The organism is Bacillus sp. GW823-FHT06A11 (assembly GCF_058795355.1).
The window spans coordinates 814301-832531 of record NZ_JBXAHS010000002.1 but is presented as its reverse complement, the minus strand read 5'-3'; the positions used below and the strand labels follow the sequence as shown (position 1 = coordinate 832531).

Annotated in this window: 23 protein-coding genes; 5 read left to right on the top strand and 18 right to left on the bottom strand. The window is 35.1% G+C overall.

The features are described from left to right. Positions 1-225 precede the first annotated feature (225 nt). Positions 226-1842: a bacillithiol biosynthesis cysteine-adding enzyme BshC gene (gene bshC / locus AC1Q8L_RS12960; RefSeq protein ID WP_000403041.1), complete on the bottom strand. Its 1617-nt coding sequence runs from the start codon at positions 1840-1842 to the stop codon at positions 226-228. 79 nt (positions 1843-1921) lie between these two features. Beyond that, complete coding sequence (panE, locus tag AC1Q8L_RS12955; protein WP_002094123.1) at positions 1922-2806, bottom strand: 2-dehydropantoate 2-reductase; 885 nt, start codon at positions 2804-2806, stop codon at positions 1922-1924. A 296-nt stretch (positions 2807-3102) separates the two neighbouring features. Between panE and AC1Q8L_RS12950 the strand changes: the two genes are divergently transcribed. Next, positions 3103-3576, top strand: coding sequence for an N-acetyltransferase (locus AC1Q8L_RS12950; protein WP_000506690.1), 474 nt, complete (start codon positions 3103-3105; stop codon positions 3574-3576). A gap of 34 nt (positions 3577-3610) precedes the next feature. On the opposite strand, the gene AC1Q8L_RS12945 is transcribed toward AC1Q8L_RS12950, so the two are convergent. The 3 genes from AC1Q8L_RS12945 to AC1Q8L_RS12935 form a co-directional block, all read right to left on the bottom strand. Further along, positions 3611-4117, bottom strand: a complete 507-nt coding sequence (locus AC1Q8L_RS12945; protein ID WP_000246469.1) for an RsfA family transcriptional regulator — start codon at positions 4115-4117, stop codon at positions 3611-3613. A gap of 129 nt (positions 4118-4246) precedes the next feature. Further along, positions 4247-4420, bottom strand: a complete 174-nt coding sequence (rpmF, locus tag AC1Q8L_RS12940) for a 50S ribosomal protein L32 (RefSeq protein WP_001984764.1) — start codon at positions 4418-4420, stop codon at positions 4247-4249. Between the two features lie 61 nt (positions 4421-4481). After that, complete coding sequence (locus AC1Q8L_RS12935) at positions 4482-4982, bottom strand: YceD family protein (RefSeq protein ID WP_000872146.1); 501 nt, start codon at positions 4980-4982, stop codon at positions 4482-4484. 213 nt (positions 4983-5195) lie between these two features. Here AC1Q8L_RS12935 and AC1Q8L_RS12930 point away from each other — a divergent pair, with 213 nt between their 5' ends. Then, positions 5196-6377 carry a nucleotidyltransferase gene (locus AC1Q8L_RS12930; RefSeq protein ID WP_025118125.1) on the top strand — a complete coding sequence of 394 codons (1182 nt, stop codon included), beginning with the start codon at positions 5196-5198 and terminating at the stop codon, positions 6375-6377. Between the two features lie 10 nt (positions 6378-6387). Here AC1Q8L_RS12930 and AC1Q8L_RS12925 read toward each other — a convergent pair whose 3' ends face one another. Both AC1Q8L_RS12925 and AC1Q8L_RS12920 read right to left on the bottom strand, forming a co-directional pair. Then, a complete protein-coding gene (locus tag AC1Q8L_RS12925; protein ID WP_000476299.1) occupies positions 6388-7425 on the bottom strand; it encodes a SepM family pheromone-processing serine protease in 1038 nt (345 codons plus the stop codon). After that, on the bottom strand, positions 7418-8209 hold the full coding sequence (locus AC1Q8L_RS12920) for a patatin-like phospholipase family protein (RefSeq protein WP_000662590.1): 792 nt from the start codon (positions 8207-8209) through the stop codon (positions 7418-7420). Before AC1Q8L_RS12920 ends, AC1Q8L_RS12925 begins: the two co-directional genes overlap by 8 nt. Positions 8210-8322: 113 nt before the next feature. Here AC1Q8L_RS12920 and ylbJ point away from each other — a divergent pair, with 113 nt between their 5' ends. Further along, positions 8323-9552 (top strand): sporulation integral membrane protein YlbJ, encoded by a 1230-nt coding sequence (gene ylbJ / locus AC1Q8L_RS12915; protein WP_000273089.1) that lies wholly within the window; start codon positions 8323-8325, stop codon positions 9550-9552. Here ylbJ and coaD read toward each other — a convergent pair. After that, on the bottom strand, positions 9544-10035 hold the full coding sequence (gene coaD, locus AC1Q8L_RS12910) for a pantetheine-phosphate adenylyltransferase (RefSeq protein ID WP_000200601.1): 492 nt from the start codon (positions 10033-10035) through the stop codon (positions 9544-9546). The genes ylbJ and coaD overlap by 9 nt on opposite strands. Next, on the bottom strand, positions 10032-10598 hold the full coding sequence (gene rsmD / locus AC1Q8L_RS12905) for a 16S rRNA (guanine(966)-N(2))-methyltransferase RsmD (RefSeq protein ID WP_001266976.1): 567 nt from the start codon (positions 10596-10598) through the stop codon (positions 10032-10034). Before rsmD ends, coaD begins: the two co-directional genes overlap by 4 nt. A gap of 498 nt (positions 10599-11096) precedes the next feature. Between rsmD and AC1Q8L_RS12900 the strand changes: the two genes are divergently transcribed. Further along, complete coding sequence (locus tag AC1Q8L_RS12900; RefSeq protein ID WP_000616017.1) at positions 11097-11486, top strand: DUF7147 family protein; 390 nt, start codon at positions 11097-11099, stop codon at positions 11484-11486. A gap of 54 nt (positions 11487-11540) precedes the next feature. Here the strand turns inward: AC1Q8L_RS12900 and AC1Q8L_RS12895 are convergent, their stop codons facing one another. From AC1Q8L_RS12895 to AC1Q8L_RS12870, 6 genes are all read right to left on the bottom strand, one after another. After that, positions 11541-11807, bottom strand: coding sequence for a YlbG family protein (locus AC1Q8L_RS12895; protein ID WP_002082261.1), 267 nt, complete (start codon positions 11805-11807; stop codon positions 11541-11543). A 126-nt stretch (positions 11808-11933) separates the two neighbouring features. After that, positions 11934-12386, bottom strand: coding sequence for a YlbF/YmcA family competence regulator (locus AC1Q8L_RS12890; RefSeq protein WP_000634361.1), 453 nt, complete (start codon positions 12384-12386; stop codon positions 11934-11936). Positions 12387-12500: 114 nt separating this feature from the next. Continuing rightward, entirely contained in the window at positions 12501-13073 is a 573-nt protein-coding gene (locus AC1Q8L_RS12885; RefSeq protein ID WP_000134944.1) for a histidine phosphatase family protein, read from the bottom strand. 76 nt (positions 13074-13149) lie between these two features. Continuing rightward, positions 13150-13395, bottom strand: a complete 246-nt coding sequence (locus AC1Q8L_RS12880) for a YlbE-like family protein (protein WP_001200990.1) — start codon at positions 13393-13395, stop codon at positions 13150-13152. Positions 13396-13406: 11 nt separating this feature from the next. Continuing rightward, the gene (locus tag AC1Q8L_RS12875) at positions 13407-13844 is read right to left on the bottom strand and encodes a YlbD family protein (protein ID WP_001143345.1); all 438 of its coding nucleotides are present in this window, start codon (positions 13842-13844) and stop codon (positions 13407-13409) included. A gap of 186 nt (positions 13845-14030) precedes the next feature. Beyond that, positions 14031-15065, bottom strand: a complete 1035-nt coding sequence (locus tag AC1Q8L_RS12870; RefSeq protein ID WP_000735387.1) for a CAP domain-containing protein — start codon at positions 15063-15065, stop codon at positions 14031-14033. Between the two features lie 204 nt (positions 15066-15269). Here AC1Q8L_RS12870 and AC1Q8L_RS12865 point away from each other — a divergent pair, with 204 nt between their 5' ends. Then, positions 15270-15635, top strand: coding sequence for a YugN family protein (locus AC1Q8L_RS12865; RefSeq protein ID WP_001160948.1), 366 nt, complete (start codon positions 15270-15272; stop codon positions 15633-15635). A gap of 44 nt (positions 15636-15679) precedes the next feature. On the opposite strand, the gene AC1Q8L_RS12860 is transcribed toward AC1Q8L_RS12865, so the two are convergent. The 3 genes from AC1Q8L_RS12860 to ctaF all read right to left on the bottom strand — a co-directional run bounded on the left by AC1Q8L_RS12860 (position 15680) and on the right by ctaF (position 18230). Then, positions 15680-16678, bottom strand: a complete 999-nt coding sequence (locus tag AC1Q8L_RS12860; RefSeq protein WP_000535802.1) for a formamidase — start codon at positions 16676-16678, stop codon at positions 15680-15682. A 233-nt stretch (positions 16679-16911) separates the two neighbouring features. Further along, entirely contained in the window at positions 16912-17817 is a 906-nt protein-coding gene (gene ctaG / locus AC1Q8L_RS12855) for a cytochrome c oxidase assembly factor CtaG (protein ID WP_000069031.1), read from the bottom strand. An 80-nt stretch (positions 17818-17897) separates the two neighbouring features. Then, entirely contained in the window at positions 17898-18230 is a 333-nt protein-coding gene (ctaF, locus tag AC1Q8L_RS12850) for a cytochrome c oxidase subunit IVB (RefSeq protein WP_000985703.1), read from the bottom strand. Position 18231 lies beyond the last annotated feature (1 nt).

Sequence of the window (18231 nt, the reverse complement as noted above, 5' to 3'; positions counted from 1 at the left end):
TTCTTTTATTATATACTAAATTTTATCATCTTTTGCGGGAATTTAAATAAAAAACTGTCGAAAAAGCGAATAATACGTTTACATTTTGTGCTATTTTGTCATATATTTAAGTATCCAACACAATTACCATATCCAACACTTTTTTTGATTGATAATTCAGAAAAAAATCACTTCACAGTAAATTCAACGGAATAAAAATAAAATCCTGCTCCAAAGAGCAAGATTTTATAGTTTTATAACATGATGTTTTCCGTCCCAAGAAAAAGGGTTTTCCATTACACGATCAACGAAATCCAAACCAAACTGATTTAAATAATAACATACATTCCACACACGTTCTTGCGGCGCACCTAATGGACGAAGTGCGAATTGTATACGGCGGAATTTATTTAGCTCAACCTCATACTTTTTCTCAACATTTCTTTTCAACATTCTTTCCAGCAGTTCAATTTGTTCATTAATTTTCAATTCGTTTTTCCCTGCAAACGCACCTAATCCTGGCTCTATTTTCTTTACAAATTGCTGTAAAGATATATGAATATCGGCAATTTCTTTTTTCGCCTTTTCAAAATGATCATCAATCGGTTCCTCTACTCGATTAGACAACCAGTTTTCACGCAGTTTATCGACATCATTTAAAAACGGATCACTTTCTCTCAATTGCAGATCGAATAAATCTGTCGCTATATCTCTCTCCACATAAGTAATTGTAAGACGAGGAACGACAGGTGGCATTTGAAAACCGACAGTATGGAATACTTGTTGTAATTCACTCCAATAAGCTAATTCCCCTGGACCTCCAATAAATGCGAGCGTAGGAAATACATACTCTTGCATAAGAGGACGCGTTACAACATTATTACTAAAACGTGCCGGATTTCTCTCCATTTCTTCAATCAACTCTTCATATGAAAAGGAATGCGCCCCATCCTTTCCAACAAACTTACCTTGATGCTCTTCAAGCAATACTCGTTCATTATCTATTTCCATGAATATATGCACTGCATGAGACTTCGTTTCAATAATCGGTTTGTATCCTAGTTCTTTAATTACTTCCTGCTGATTACGAAGCCCCTCTTGCACCTCTTTATACTTACTTATAATTCGCTTAAAAAATGGAATTTCTAACTTTCTTAATTCAGGATGATGTGAATCAACAAGGATTAAACCAGAATTAGCAAAGATTTTCGTAATAAGATGAGCAAAGAAATCTACATACGTATTCGATTTTTTCAAAGCATCATCAACAAATTTTAATACATCCTTTGTAAAATTTGTTTCTGGGTATGTTTTAAAAATCTCTTCAATCCAACTTCTACAATCTTCAACAGAAAGTTCAGACTCAGAAGCACTCGCCTTTTTCGGATTACGATCATAAAAAATAGTTTTTTTCATCTTTTTATTTTTCGCTACAAAAGTATGGTTAATCTCATCCATATCATGATCTTCACCCGCAATCCAGAAGACAGGGACAACTTTAACTCCTAAACTTTCTTCCTTTTCCTTTGCAAGCTGTAAAATTGAAATAACTTTATGAATTGTATAAAGCGGTCCAGTTAATAACCCCGCTTGTTGTCCAGCTATAACAACATATGTATTTTCATCTCCAAGCGCTTTTACATTTTGAAGTGTAGATTCTCCCGCTTGTAATTTTGTATTATATTCTAATAAATGCGCTACTAAATCTTGGCGGAAAAACTCCCTTTCACGCAAATCATGTAAACGTTGTTTAAAAGCATCTTCTGTTAACATATAATCAAAACATGACTGTATCTCTTTTTTACCGTTCATATAGTCCGCTACAACACCTTGTTGCGGAACAGAGATTTCTTTTATCTCCATATAATTCTTCCTTTCGTATCCAGTTCTCTCACCAATCCACATTGTAGTCAATGTTTCACTTAAAAGCAAAGAATAACACTTATACTCTTGTTTCTAACCCCTTTATTGCATCGAACAAAAATTGAAGTATCGGAACTGGTCGTTGCTGTTTCTTAGCCTCTTCTAATACATACCCAACAATCGCATTAATTTCCGTCTGTCTATTCGCTCTTACATCCGCTAACATAGAGGATGTATTACGAGACGTTCCTTCACACACATTTCGTACCATTTGCCATACCATTTCTTTTTCTCCTCTAATAAGAAATGCGACCTCCTGAAACACTTGCTCCATCATTTGATAAAAAAAACGATTCGTGATTAATTCACCATTCTTAACTCCCAATAACGCTGTCAACGGATTGATACATACATTTACTACTAATTTTTTGCGCATAATCTCTTCCCAATCTGTTTCTATTTGAACTGGAAAATAAGCAACCGGAAAAGAATGAAATATTTTTTTAAAATGTATAGATTGGCCACAAACCACTCCAAATCTCGTTACACCTACTCCAGTATGATGAACGATGTGCCCTCCCTCTTTTTTCGCACCATGTTCTACAATACCAACAGCTATATTTTCACTCCCTATTTGCAGCATCTTTGGAAGATGCGACATTCCGTTTTGCAAAAAGATTAATGATGATGCACCTTCCACAAACGGTAGTATGTCATCTATATGATATTGCTTCACAGCAATAAATATATAATCTAAATTTTGCGCTACCATACTTTCTATCGGTAAAACAGCTGGATATACTGTTTCACATCTTCCATCTCTAATACAAGTTACACCTGTTTCATTTAACTCTTCAGCTTGCTTAGCTGTTCTTGTAAACAACGTAACATCTTGGTTACTTTTTTGTAAATAAAATGTATACAATAGACCAATAGCACCTGGTCCGACAATTCCAATTTTCATTTTCACACAAGGGATTCACATTAAGCGCCCTTGCCTCCCCCCCTTTTTTATATCTTTTTAAAGTACATAAGCACACCCTATAATTTCGTTGTCCTCTGCCAAACAAATACACTCTCACTTTTCACTATGTATATACTGCCTATTAATACGCTTATACTCTTAGTTTAGCAAATCCTCAAAAAAATAATAAAAGAAATATACTATCTTCTTCATAAAAATAAAAAAATGAGTTATACTATTATTATAAATATTTTTACTTTTCTGCATTCAACGAGATAAGAAAAGGATGTGATGTAATGGGATTCCCAAAAGTTGAGCGCTTGCTCATCAATTATAAAACGTTAGATGAATTCAAAAAATTTAAAGGGTGCGGAGCCCAGGAACTATCTATGCTGGAAGAATTGCAAGCAAACATTATTGAAAACGACAGTGAATCTCCATTTTACGGTATTTATTATGGCGGATCACTAATCGCACGTATGAGTCTATATATGAAAAGAAACGGCGGAGAACCATTCGAAATTACAGGTCCTTACCTAGAACTTTATAAACTTGAAGTATTACCAACTTTTCAAAAACAAGGATTCGGACAAATGCTTGTAAATCATGCGAAACAACTCCAATTTCCTATTAAAACGATAGCGCGTATTCATTCAGCTGGTTTTTGGGATAAATTAAATTTCAGCCCCGTATCAGTAACTGATGGAGATTTTTATATTTGGCATCCAGAAACAAATTTGAATGCGGTTACAAATGAAGAATCGGCTTAAGAAATAAAAAAACAGCTGTATAACAGCTGTTTTTTTATTTCTTAAGCTTCTCTAACTTCTCAGTCGAGCGAGCATTGTTTCTTTCCGCTACCATTACACTTCTTTTTTGATCGATATAATCAAGCAATGTTCTATACTCTTCCTCATATACTGATAATCGCTCCAGAAGACGCTCTCTTTCTGTTTGTAATGATTCAACTTGTTGTTGCAACACCGTTAAAGAGTTTTCATCTTTATAATTTTGCAAGAAATCAATAACATCATTCAACGTAATTGACGTAGGTTCTAACACTTTTGTCTCTTTCACTTCATAATTTTCTACTTTACGAAGTTGCTTCGCTTCCTCAATACGTTCTTTATATTGCTTTCTTACGTAAGAATTCCATCTAAATCCACATGCTGCTGGTGTACGAGATAAATTTTTCCCCACTTCCTTAAAGGCAGAAAGTTGTGTTCCACCTTCTCGAATATGCCGGAGTACTACTTCTGCCAGAAGCAAATCTTCATCATCAGTCCAAGCATCTTGTCTTGTTGTCGCCATTTCTCTAGTCCTCCCTATGCATTTTTTATTAAGCATATGCAGTTACTAGAAAAGATAGAATACAACAACTAAAGATTAAGACAAAAAAAATAAACGCAGAAGATATCTTCTGCGTTTATTTTCCCGCAATTACTTGCTGATTACTTCTTTACCTTTGTAAGTACCGCATGCTTTACATACACGGTGAGCTAATTTCGCTTCACCACAGCTTGGGCACTCTACCATACCAGGTACTGATAATTTGAAATGCGTACGACGCTTTCTTTTTACTGTTTTAGAAGTTCTTCTAAAAGGTACAGCCATTCTTCCCACCTCCTTAAAAGAAATAGTTATTTTCATATGAAGGCCTGAACCAGTCTTCCGATTATTTGTCAAAAAACTTTGCAAGTCCTGCCAATCTTGGATCAACAGTCTTTTCTTTGTCTTCTTCCGAAATCACTTGCCAGTCTTGACCTTGCGTCGGTGCTCCACCAGAAACATCATCACTGAAAATTTGCATTGGAATCTCCAAAAGTATATTTTCCTTGATTACGGGCAGTAAGTCAAGTACTTCTCCTTCTAAACAATGAATTTCAGCTTCAGTTTCAAATTCTTCTTGTGAAGTTTGGAACACCTCAGTTGTTTTAATGTCAAATGGTAATGTCACATCTACTAAAGAGCGAGAACATGGTAAAACCATGCTTCCAGTTATATGTAGATGAAACGTAAACTTACCGGAGCCAAAATCAACTCTTCCCGTTACATGAACAGGATTAATTTCACGAATATCTTTCTCGACCTCTTTTAGCTCACTTACATCTACCATCTCATCCAATGTCAATCCTTTATTTCTCAATTTATTCAATTGATGGATGGACCATTTCATATCATATCACCTCAAGGCAACAAACAAAATTATAGCTAGCCATTTTATATTTGTCAATGTTTTTTCTTTACACTATAATGAAGTCATCATAGTAAATAATATATAGAGTATCACGTTTTTCAAAAAGATGCTACATCGAAAGGAGAGATTACCATAAAAGCTGGTGGTATTGTTGTTGAATATAACCCTTTTCATAACGGTCACCTTTATCATGTGCAACAGACAAAAAAGTTAACACAATCCGATATAATAATTGCCGTTATGAGTGGTCCTTTTTTACAGCGTGGTGAGCCCGCACTCATTTCCAAATGGTATCGCACTAAAATGGCCTTAGCAAACGGCGTAGACCTTGTTGTAGAGCTTCCATACGTCTTTGCAACACAAAAGGCTGAAACCTTCGCAAATGGTGCTATTTCCATTTTAAATGCCCTACATGTTTCTGAAATTTGTTTCGGTAGTGAGGATGGACAAATCGAAAATTTTTATAATACCATCTCCGTACAAAAAAACGAAGAAGAGACTTTTAACTGCCTTGTAAAACAATTCATGGACGCTGGAAATAGTTATGCAAAAGCAACATCGGATGCTTTTTCACACATTTTAACATCCGAAAAAAACATAGATATGTCACAACCAAATAATATTTTAGGCTTCCAATACATTAAAGCAATTCTGTCACAAAATAGCTCTATACAAGCTCAAACTATAAAAAGATTCGCCTCTCATTATCATGATGAAACATTTAATGACCAACATATTGCAAGCGCGACAAGCATTCGGAAACAACTCTTTAGCGAAGAAGGATCATTTACAACAATTGAACCTTTTCTCCCACAGGCAACCACTTCGCTTTTAGCAAATTACAAACAAAACTACGGGATATTACATAATTGGGAACAATACTTTTCATTTTTTAAATATAAACTCATGACAATGTCTTCAGGAGACTTACGACATATATATGAAATAGAAGAAGGTTTAGAGCATCGTATTTTATCAAAAATACAAAACAGTTCCTCCTTCTATTCATTCATGGAAGCATTAAAAACAAAACGTTATACATGGACTAGACTACAAAGAGCTTGTACACACATTTTAACAAACACAACAAAAGAGGAAATACGTAGCGCAAATATAGAACAACATGCACCATATATCCGCCTGCTAGGCATGTCACAAAAAGGACAAACTTATCTTTCAAAAAACAAGAAAAAAATCGAACTTCCAATCCTTACTCATACAAAAACATTTGACCATGCTGCTTTAGATATAGAGAAAAAAGCAAACTCTGTATATTTCTCCATCATGCACGAACCGTTACGCACGCAACTATTAAAACAGGATATAACACACCATCCTATTCGCTATGATGAAACAACTACAAAATTCCTATAAAAAAACCTCTCTATTTCAGAGAGGTTTTTTCCTTATCCATCTTTTCTAAATATGTTAACGCATCATCCAGCGTATCCACTGGTACAATTTTCATTTTTGTTTTAATGTCCTTTGCAGTCTCAAGTGCATTTTTATAGTTCGATTTCTCCGCTCCTTTTTCATTTGGCGCAAAGAACACCTCAGCCCCAGCATCGCTAGCAGCCACCACTTTTTGATTTATACCACCAATCGGGCCAACTTCTCCTTTTTCATTAATTGTACCTGTTCCAGCTATTTCATGTCCTTTTGTTAAGTCTTCTTCCACAAGTTGATTATATATTTCTAATGTGAACATTAAACCTGCGGATGGTCCACCAATTTCATGAGAATTAATTTTCACTTTCGGATCGACCACTAATTCTCTTTCCGTAACGATAGAAACACCTATACCGACACGTCCATTCCCATTAGGAATCGTCTTTACATTTAAATTTTCTTTCAATTGTTTTCCATTTCTCATGTACTCAATACTTACAGCATCGCTTTCTTTTTTCCCAGTCATATATTCAATAAATTGCTCCGTCTTTTCAAATGTTTTTCCATCAACAGCTATAATAACATCACCAAGCTTAAGCTTTCCTTCTGACGGCATTCCTTTTGCCACACCAGCAACTAATACACCTTTATTTTCAAAAGAAACGGAGCGATTTGCACGTTTATATGCATTATAAATTGCTGCATTTTGTGAATCTTTCATCGCATAATTTTGGCGAAATTGATATTCTTCATCACTCTCACCTTTTTGCAATATTTCTTCCGCTTTTGAAATATGTGTATATTTATTAAACTGTGCCGCTATTAAATTCACCACATTTGCTGGTCCCATTGAAACCGTAACAAGCATAAAATCACCAGATTCTTTCGTTCCACCCTCAACTTGAACGTAAGGCTCTAATTTGGCAGCCATTCCTGGTTTTGTTACATAATACGGTAAACGCACGTAAACAAGTAACATCGCCAATATAACCCCTATTAAGATTGCATATATAAACCGAAAACGCTTAAACATTATGTTTCTCCTTCCACTGCTCAATTAATAAATAAATATTTGAAACATGTTTTTCCGCTTCTACTTCTCCAACTCGAATAATGTCTTCAATGTTTGTAAAAGCACGTGAACTAAATTGCTCTACAGCTGGTCGCATCATTAAATCCGATGCAATTTGCCGATTCATTACAAGCTCATGCTGCATAATTTCTATACTTTGCATGATTACGTCATAAATGGACGTAACATCGCCATTCACCTTAATTGGAGACACATCCACAGCGATAACAATATCGGCCCCTAATTCTTTCACAACCGATACTGGGATACGATCAATAACCCCACCATCCACTAATAATCGTCCATCTATTTTTTCTGGTACAAACACTCCAGGAACAGATATGCTAGCCCTCACCGCATCTGCAACTGGTCCACTTGTAAAAACCACTTTTTCCCCCTTCAATATGTCAGTAGCCACAACAGCCGTCGGGATATCTAACTCTTCTAAATTTTTATTATATGTAAACATTTTAATCATATCTTTGACACGTTTTCCAGCAATAAATCCCATTTTCGGTACCGTGAAATCTAAATAATACTTCCGCTTGAAAACAGATGCCAATTTATACAATCTTTCAACGTTACTACTTGCCGCATAAAACGTACCTATTAGCGCCCCCATACTACTTCCTGCAATCATATGAATAGGGATACCAGCTTCCCTTAAAACCTTTATTACACCAATATGAGCAAACCCTTTCGCTCCTCCAGACCCAAGTGCTAAACCAATCTTTGGTTCTTTCATTTTTCTCACCCTTTAATTTTTTTCATTCCTTTTTCATACTTATGGTCTAAATTCACTACGTATCCACGTATACTGAAATGAACGTTTTTTGGGACAAAGGGGGATTTACTTACATGTATGAAAAATGGAAAACCGCTTTCCTTACCATATCAACGCTTTTTTTAACCTTTTCTCTTGTACTCCACCCCCAAGCCGCTTTACAAGCTTCTATTCGCGGGTTAAATATATGGTGGGAAGTTGTATTCCCTTCACTACTACCGTTTTTCATCATTGCGGAACTTCTAATTAGTATCGGTGTTGTAAAATTTATTGGCGTTATATTAGAACCACTCATGCGCCCACTTTTTCGCGTTCCAGGGATAGGTGGATTCGTTTGGGCAATGGGAATGGCTTCAGGTTTCCCTGCAGGCGCCAAACTAAGCGCTAGACTACGAAAAAGCAACCTTTTAACTCAGATTGAAGCGGAGCGCCTCGTTTCTTTCACAAATTCTTCTAATCCACTTTTTATTTTCGGTGCTGTGTCTATCGGTTTTTTTAATAATCCAAAATTAGGGATTATATTAGCGGCTGCCCATTATTTAAGTAACTTTGCTGTCGGATTAATTATGCGTTTTTACGGCCATAATACCGCTTACAAAAATAATACACACACTACAAAAAAACGCCGCTTTCAAAACCCTTTTTTAATTCTTCACGAGACACGCTTACAAGAAAAAAGACCAATCGGTAAATTACTTGGGGATGCTATCGTTTCTTCTATTCAAACATTACTTATGATTGGCGGATTTATTATTTTATTCTCTGTGTTAAATAAAATGATTACTGTATTCCACATTACAGCAGCTCTTTCTTTTATTATGCAACATATTTTATCATTCTTCCAACTAAGTACAGATTTTAGTATACCTATATTATCAGGTGTTTTCGAAATGACACTCGGAAGCCAAATGATTAGTCAAATAAATGAAACACCCCTCTTACAACAAGCTATGGTAACAAGCTTCATTTTAGCATTTAGCGGTCTTTCTATTCAGGCACAAGTTGCTAGCATATTAGCTGAAACAGACATCCGATTTAAACCCTATTTTTTCGCACGAATTATTCAAAGTATTCTTGCCCCTATTTTTACATTTATATTTTGGACACCATTTTATGAGAAAGTAAGTTCTTTCTCACCTATGCAAAAAGATATTCCTGTATTTTTATCCAAGCATCCTTCTATACTACATGAAATTTGGACATCTTTTATACATTACGGACCAATTTTCACATTATTTTGTCTATATTTATATGTTATTTTATTATTTTTTCGCACGTATAAAGAAAAACCCCGTTCACTTTAACGGGGTTTGAAACTTTTCTTTTAAAGCACGCTCTACAATAGGAGGCACAAGATCTACTACACTCCCTCCATACCTCGCAACTTCTTTCACAATACTCGAGCTTAAAAATGAATATTGGTTGTTTGTCATAATAAAAAATGTTTCAATATTTTCATCTAATTTTCGATTCATAGAAGTAATTTGCATCTCATATTCAAAATCAGAAACTGCTCGTAAACCACGTAATATTGCATTTGCATTACGCATTTTTGCATACTCTACTAACAGCCCACTATGCGAATCTACTTTTACATTCGGGATATCCTTTGTCGCTTCTCGAATTAGTTCTAATCGCTCTTCAACTGAAAAGAATGGTTTTTTAGATGAATTGTTTAAAACGACTACGTACACCTCATCAAATACTTTTGCTCCCCTTTTAATAATATCCAGATGCCCAAGGGTAATTGGATCAAAACTTCCTGAAGAAATAGCTATACTTGTCATTCTGTCCCCTCACCTTCATACTTATAAATCGATATTGCAGTAATCCCATAATTCTCAGCTCGTACTTTTACAAGCTTTCCTATTGAATCAGGTAAAACTACATCATTACCATGCTCTGCCATAATTAATCCATCACTATGTAGCAATCCATGTTGATCCATTACACTAATTAAAGATACAATTTTTTGCTCTTTATATGGTGGGTCTATTAATATAAGATCGAATGACATTTCACGTTTTATAAGCGCCTTTACTGCACGTTCCGCATCATTTCGATATACTTCAGCTTGTTCCTGTATTCTACAACTTTCTAAATTTTGATGAATTACTTTTATCGCTTTACTATCCCTATCAACAAAAATCGCTTTATCGATCCCTCTGCTCAAAGCCTCAATTCCAAGGCCACCACTACCACCAAATAAATCAAGGGCGATACCACCATCAAAATAAGGACCTATCATATTAAAAATAGATTCTTTTACTTTATCTGTCGTTGGACGTGTTGTATTACCAGGAACCGCTTTAAGTGGGTGTCCTTTACATTTTCCTGAAACTACTCTCATCTGTTGTCACTACCTTTATTTCAATCTATCGAGCGATTATAGAAAGCCATTCCCACTTTGGTAACCGTTAACAAATTACATTCACCAAAATATTAGAAAACTCAGCATCAAATAACCACTCATTATTTTTATGTATTCATCTCATCATTCACTAATATGAATCCAATATGTATATTAGTTCCACTTTATCTTTTTTATCCTATCACAAAATAAAAAAAAGAAAAATAAAAAGCCTGACATAAAATTTAATTTCATTATGTATATCTTCATTTAGATTGGACATAAATAATTATAACAACATCACCTTCGATGTTGTTGCCAACCGCGGAGAAGACTTACGTTTCCCCATAAGTTCTTCCTCCGGTTTCTCCTCTCCCTTTGCCTTCTTACTAGTACATGCTAGTATAAGAAGGGCCCTGCTATGCAGGGTTTTTTTTCTTTGTGTGCTTTTCATTTAAAAAGTGAAATGGTACAGTAAAAGAAAGAGGAGGAAAAAATATGATTCAACGCTTTATAGAACTCGGAGAAGGCTACTCTGATTTATATGAATTACTTGAAATTGCCAAAACAAATCAAGAACGTATAGCACATATGTTACAATTTGAAACGATAAAAAACGATAAAAAAGTGTGTTCGCTTGTTGTAATATTAAAACCAACTACTACTGGTGATTTCCAACCATTATACATATGTCGTGAAGGCATTCCTGTATTTGAAAATAAAAAAAGTAAACGTGTCATTTTATTTGAAGAAACGGCAGAGCAACTCGGAAAAAAAGTGGCTACTTTTACTGTAAAGCCATCTACAACTTTCCCAGAAAAAGAACTATTTTTTAATCATTTAATTGGTATTTTACGAATGAACAATTTCATTCCTCCGATGAAATAACACTTTATTTCAATTAAAAAATCCCCCGCTAAATTTAGCAGGGGATTTTTTCTATTAGCTATAATCGTATTCTTTTGCTCGATCAGGACGGGAATTTTCAAATTCCGTTTTTAAATACGGGCGATACGACTGTTCTATCTTTTTCACAAAAGGAAGTTTGTTCAACTTATGCATCATATGCTCAATTTGTTCCATGTCACAATATACTACAGCATATTTTAATCGTTTTGATATGTAATGTATATTACCATATTTCCTTAAAATCTTGGCATGTTTCAATGAATGTAAATAAACAATCATACTTTGTCGTTGCCCGAACATAATCTTCTCCATCTTCTCCTTTTAAAAACATATATTTTATATTCTATGAAAACCAATCAGAAATTTATAACATTACAGGACAAACTCTGTATACGTTTTCTTCCAACTTCTAAAAAACGGGGTACATCACCCCGTTTTTTTACAACCACAACCTCCGCCAGTACCACAACCTCCACCACAGCCACCAGCATCAAAGAATGGATTTCCTGTTGGTACTTTAATGGAAGAAGACACTTCCGAACCGATTGCTACACTAACTTCATCTAATAACTTCTGCAAAGCAGTTTCTGCTCTTTTAAAAGCTGCAACCTTATCATGTAAGTCCACAGAACGCTTTAATTCTCTCATTTTCATCGATACGGTAGTGTAGTCAGGATGGTATTTTCCAAAGCGCTGTACTTCCTCATACCGTTCTTTCATCGCTGTAAATTGCTGAATTAACGTCTGAAGTTCTATATCTTCATGTAATTCTCTATAATACTTACGATAATCTTCTGCTATATCTGAACAGATAATCGCTTTTGCAAGCTGCTCTGCCTTATCTAATATTAATACGCTTTCTAGCGTCGCTACAATCATGAGAGACACCTCCGAGTATCCATCATACCACATTTAGATTAGAACTACTAATTGAAGTGACTTACTCAAAAGAAAGATATAATGAAACTATTTTCACACTATATCCGTACACACTTATACATTAATATGTTCCGCTATATTATATTTAAGAACATCCCATTTCCCACTATTTTGTTTCACATAACTAATACACGCATTTTTTAATGGTGTCTTAAATGTAATTTCATCTGGTTCAATGGCATGTAAAATTGCTTTTATCGCGTGTGAGTGAGCAACAATAATAATACGTTTGCCAAAATGAGTTGTTGCAACATCTTCTAAAGCAGCAAAGCAACGAGCTACAATCTCTTCATCTTGCTCCATACCTTCTACTTTACCCTCAGCAATCAACTCTCTAACAGTCGCAACTGGCTTCCCTGAAGCTTCTCCAAAATTCCGTTCAACAAATCGATCATCTAATAAAATCGATTGTAATCCAGCCGCCTTTGCGATTTCATTAGCCGTTTCTTGCGCTCTAATTAACGGGCTACTTATAATGATATCCCACGTTTCTTCTTGTAAAGCAGCTGCACTTTGACTCGCTTGCTTCTTACCAACTTCATTAAGCGGAATATCTTCTCGTCCCTGAATAATTTCTTGAAAATTCCAATCAGTTTGTCCATGTCGTACTAAACAAATTTCCGTCATGCTGCAACTCCTTTTTAAATAATCAATCTCTATTGTAACAAAAGTTCTGCATGACGGACATATTTTTCACTTGTAATTAGGTTGCATTTTGTTGCTTCATATACTGAAACATATCAATCATGATGGAAGCAACAGCCAATTGATTTTGAAATTTTTCCACTTTATCTGGTATTGTTTTTTTGAAATGTTGCATCGCCGCTAACTCAAAAGCCTCTTTTTCTTCAGGATTTCGTGTTAATTTTCTATACCAGTACGGTTGCTCTCTAATATAGCGAGATAAATCCTCATCAGCCTTTATAAACTCCATAATTTCTGCTCTCATCATCTTTCCCCCTAATCCTTTTGAAAGAAAAACGGGTTATTTTCTGAAGTACTTTGTTCTTGCTGCGTACGGTTACCTTGAAATTGCTGAATAACTTGTTGCACGCTCCCAATAGCACTCGTCACATTAGCTAAATGGTTCTGCATTTGTTCCACGTCCAACTTTTTAAAAAAAGAAAGCATTTGCCCCATCACATCAGCAGTTTTTTCCTCTTCAGTTCGATTATCTTCTTCTTTTTTATTTTCTTTTACCGAAGAAAACGCAGGCGCTCCATCCGGTCTATAAGTTGCCCATATTGGATCTTCTTCACCCAGTAAGTACCATTCTTCATAAAATTGTTGCCAAGTTTTGTGACCACTTCTAACCTCATGAACCATTTTAGGGTGATGGTTTACAAATTCTTTAAACTGTTGAACCGATGGATGTAACGGCCCTTTTGTTGTTGGCATAATCCTCACCTCTCCATGTATATCTACTATATAGTAAGAAAAAAAAGGCACATGGTTCGCCTATTTTTAGACGATTCATGCACCTTTTTTTCTGCTATTTGCATACGGTCAGATTCCCACCTACAATTCAGTGAATACGAAGTAACTAATTAGGTGATGTAACACCCCACCGCTTACAGTTTCGCTTTATTTTCGAATAAAGTTTTGTGTATAAAATTTATCGTATACACCAACACCTAATCCTGTAAATTGTTCATTTAATAAATTCTTTCTATGCCCCTCACTATTTAACCAACCTTGCACTGCCGCAATTCCATCACTATGTTGCGCCGCTATGTTCTCACCAGCAAGTTGAAATCCTACTTTCCCGCGCTGCAAACGATCTCCTAGCGTACCTAATGTAGGTGAGTCATGAGAAAAATAATTATTGTCTTTCATATCTTTACTGTGACCAACAGCAACATCTGCCGTTTCCTGATCCCATGTTAATAATGGTAATTTATGACGACTTCGAATGATATTTGTTAAATCAAAAATTTGTTGCATATTCCCATTTTCTACTTGTTTTATCTTTTCTGGAGTCAATGGTTGTTCTGCTATTAATTCACCTGAATAAACGAGCTGATATGGTCTTTGGCGTAATAAAGTTTCATCATCCATATAACGAACACCCACAAGCTCATGTGTAAATTGATCAAAATACAATTGCGCCCATCCATCTTCTACAGGTATTAACGGTTGTTCCATGACTTCGGTATCAGATAGTTCAAATTGATAACTATTTTTCCCTCTTTTTAATGAAATTTCATGCGAAAGCGGACTTTTTTTATATACTTCTTCATATTTTTCATTTATATAATAAGGTGGAACCTTAACTTGTTCACCAGCAGCGTACGCCGTTATAACTTTACGTTCAGAAACTCCGAATTGAACATACTGAGTTAAATCCTGATTGTATACCCACCATTCATATCCGTATGCAGATGGCTCTATTCGAGAGGGTTCTCCCCACTTCGCTAATAAATTTTCAGAGTCTTCACCAATCATATTTAAAACAGTGTCTGAGGAGTCTTCCTTAATTTGCTTTTTCTTTTTCACAATTTTATTTTCTTGCTTTGATTGAGATGGGGTTAATATATATTGTGAAACGAGTAATTTCCCGTATAAATCAACAGCTAAAATTAAAATTGTAATCATTACGATACGCAATAATTTCTTCAAACGATATACCTCCTGAACAAAACATAAAATTGAGATATACACAAATCCTTTTCTTTCTTTTTGTGTGTACCGTACTCTTTTCACTATATCATATTTTTGTGAAAAAAGTCTGGATTATCCCTTTTCTCTCAATATGAATTGCACTTTCTTATTATTCATACTATTATAAAAATAATGGTGTAACATTAAAAAAGGAGGTATTATATGCAATTTACAAATACGAAATTTAATGGAGCCGTCGTTGAATTAACTCTTTTAACTGAAATCATGGAAAACAACCACTTCGTACTTGCTGGACAGTGGGATTATGAACGGGTTACATACGATTATAAATTTGAAATATTAAAGGATGTTTATTATTTGCGAGTGCAAGGCGTTGCTGTTGAAGGTGACATTGGCAGTAGACACGCTGAAGTAAAACTACTCCCTCCCTTATTAGGAAAACATTATTATCCTCACGGCGTTGAATATGGCGATGATGAGACTTTCCCAACGAATGTACTTCAAAAAAGTGAACAACTCCTACAAAATGTCGAAAAAGAGTTAAAGGAACTTCAAATTATTGATTAACAAAAACAAGCGCATCAATATGATGCGCTTGTTTTTTCCCTCCCCTAAGAATGAATCGTTTTTTTTACTGGATATCCATAAATAGATCCATCTTTTACTTTAATCTCATCTTCCCAAGGAACCTTATATTTACCTTCAGCTAAATCTTTTACAAACGTATATGGATTTTCTTTCACCCCACCAGGAGTTGCTACATATCCTCTTGAACCTAGATTATATATATTATTTTCTAATCCCCATCCTAATCTAGCCTGATCTGCTAGTTCTGGATATACTTCAGCAGTAACAATCTCCCAAGGATTTCGATGCCCCTGTACTAAAGTAGTCCCATCAAAATTACATACTTGTCCTTCACCAAAGTAATAAAATACACCATCATAACCCGCTAAGTTTACCGACAATGTATACATTAAATTCTGCCATGCATTTGAACGATTGGTTAGCATCCATTGTTCACTAACTTGTGTGCTATACCCAGAAATACGAATCAAGACATTTGCACCTTTATAGGCCGCTTCACGAGCTACTTCAGGGAACATGCCATCATGACAAATACAAACAGCTAATTTACTTCCTCCAGGTCCATCACAAACAGGTAAACCTAAATCTCCAGCTTTCCAAGGCTCGACTGGCACCCAAGGATTTAGCTTACGATACTTCAAAATCATTTCACCTTGTGGATCAATAATAACTGCTGTATTATATGGCTCTCCACCATCAGGGTTTTTTTCCATTATTGAAAAAACACCATATACTTTAGATTCCTTACATGCCTCAGCAAATAAGTCTGTTTCTGGCCCAGGCACTGTACATAAAAATTCTTCTGTAGTCCATTTTTTTGTATTGAGCCCTTGTGTACTATATTCAGGAAATACTATCAATTCTAATCCAGGGTAACCTGATTTGGTCGAATGAATTGTTTTTATGATTTGTTGAATTTGTTTATCAATGTCTGCACGTGACTCTACTACTGGTACTGGATATTGAATTAGCGCTGTCAAAAAACCACTAATCGGCTTTACCATACTTCCACTACTACCCATTTAAATTCCCCCTTAAAATAGTTCGTGTTTATTAAAGATAACAATATATTTTTGTAACTCTCTAAAAAACTTGCACCACATATGGAATTATTACGCATGAAAGCTAGTAGTAAATTTTATATCCACTTTTAGTACACGCCTACACTAACTTAACATAAATAATTAGAAAATTCAATCTTTCATGAAAAACTAAAACTAAGTAAAAAAAGCGTATGGAATCCCATACACTTTTTTTACTTAGTTTGTAAATACGGCGGCAATTGTTGCAACTGCTCCTTATCCTTTTCACGTTCTCTACGTGCCCATCTAAAGAATACATAGCCTATAATTGTACCGTACACTATTTCCTGGACAATTTTCATTATGATACCACCAGTTTGCTGGTCTTGTACTACTGGCATCCAGTGCAAAAATTCCGGTCCCGTTATATTTAAATCTGATAAAGTGCCCGCTGGTACACATAGTTCCATCGCTTTCATCCAAGCAGCCGGATCCGTATACGTTGCAAATAACGGGGCTGTCGCAAAAATTATTAACGCACAAGCTGGCGTTAATAATATACCATTAGCAAACATGTAACCAAGTTTCTTTATATCACTTAACGTTTGATATTCTGGTAATGGATTTAACATCGGCCACCACATCATGATTGCTGTAAAAAACAATATAGCGAGACAAATAGGATGAGCAATTTGACTTTGTTTTACCGTATCAAAAACAACTGGTAAATGATAAAAAGAAAACAGGCCGTTAAATACAAACAACGCAATAAGTGGTTTAGCAAATACCTTTAATATAATTTGAACGAACTTAAAAGAAGTAATGTAACGATATAACCAAGTTGGTATACCAAGCAACAGTAACGGTGGAACTGCAATATACATGACTGCCATTTCAAACATATGAGCACTAAATATAATATGGCCAATTAAATCAATAGGCCCTCCCTTTACAAAATACAAAAGAACAATACCAGTCGTAAAATAAAAAATTTGCTTCTTACTTACCTTCGTCGCATTTTCAAATCGCATTCTATAAGGTCCAATAATTAAGAAGTACCCAATAAGAATCGAAAGCATAAATAATAAAAAAATTGGACTCCATAAAGCCTGAAAACCAAATATCCACAAGTTACTCATTTTCACACCTACCTTCGTAAGGTTATCCCATAATATGAAGAGGGAGCTGTGACAACACAAGCTCCCTTATATTTCACTTTTCAAATCCACACAATTGTCATAAAAGCTAAAATTGTAATTAACCCTATTAGCAGGCCAGAGTAAAGAAAGAAACTTGCTGCTTCATGTCCTTTATGGCTCATATGCATAAAATAATACAATTGAAAAATTACTTGTACCACTGCTAATAGTAAAATAAATGGCACAGAGAAAGTCGGACTAAAAGTTTTTGGATACGCCACTGCTACAAATGCAACTAATGTTAAAAAAATCATTAATGCAAACGTAATAACTTGATGCTTCATTTCCTCCGCACTTTTTCTCTTCCGATAAACAAGATCAACTTTAGGATTATTTGTTTGCTTTATCGCCATT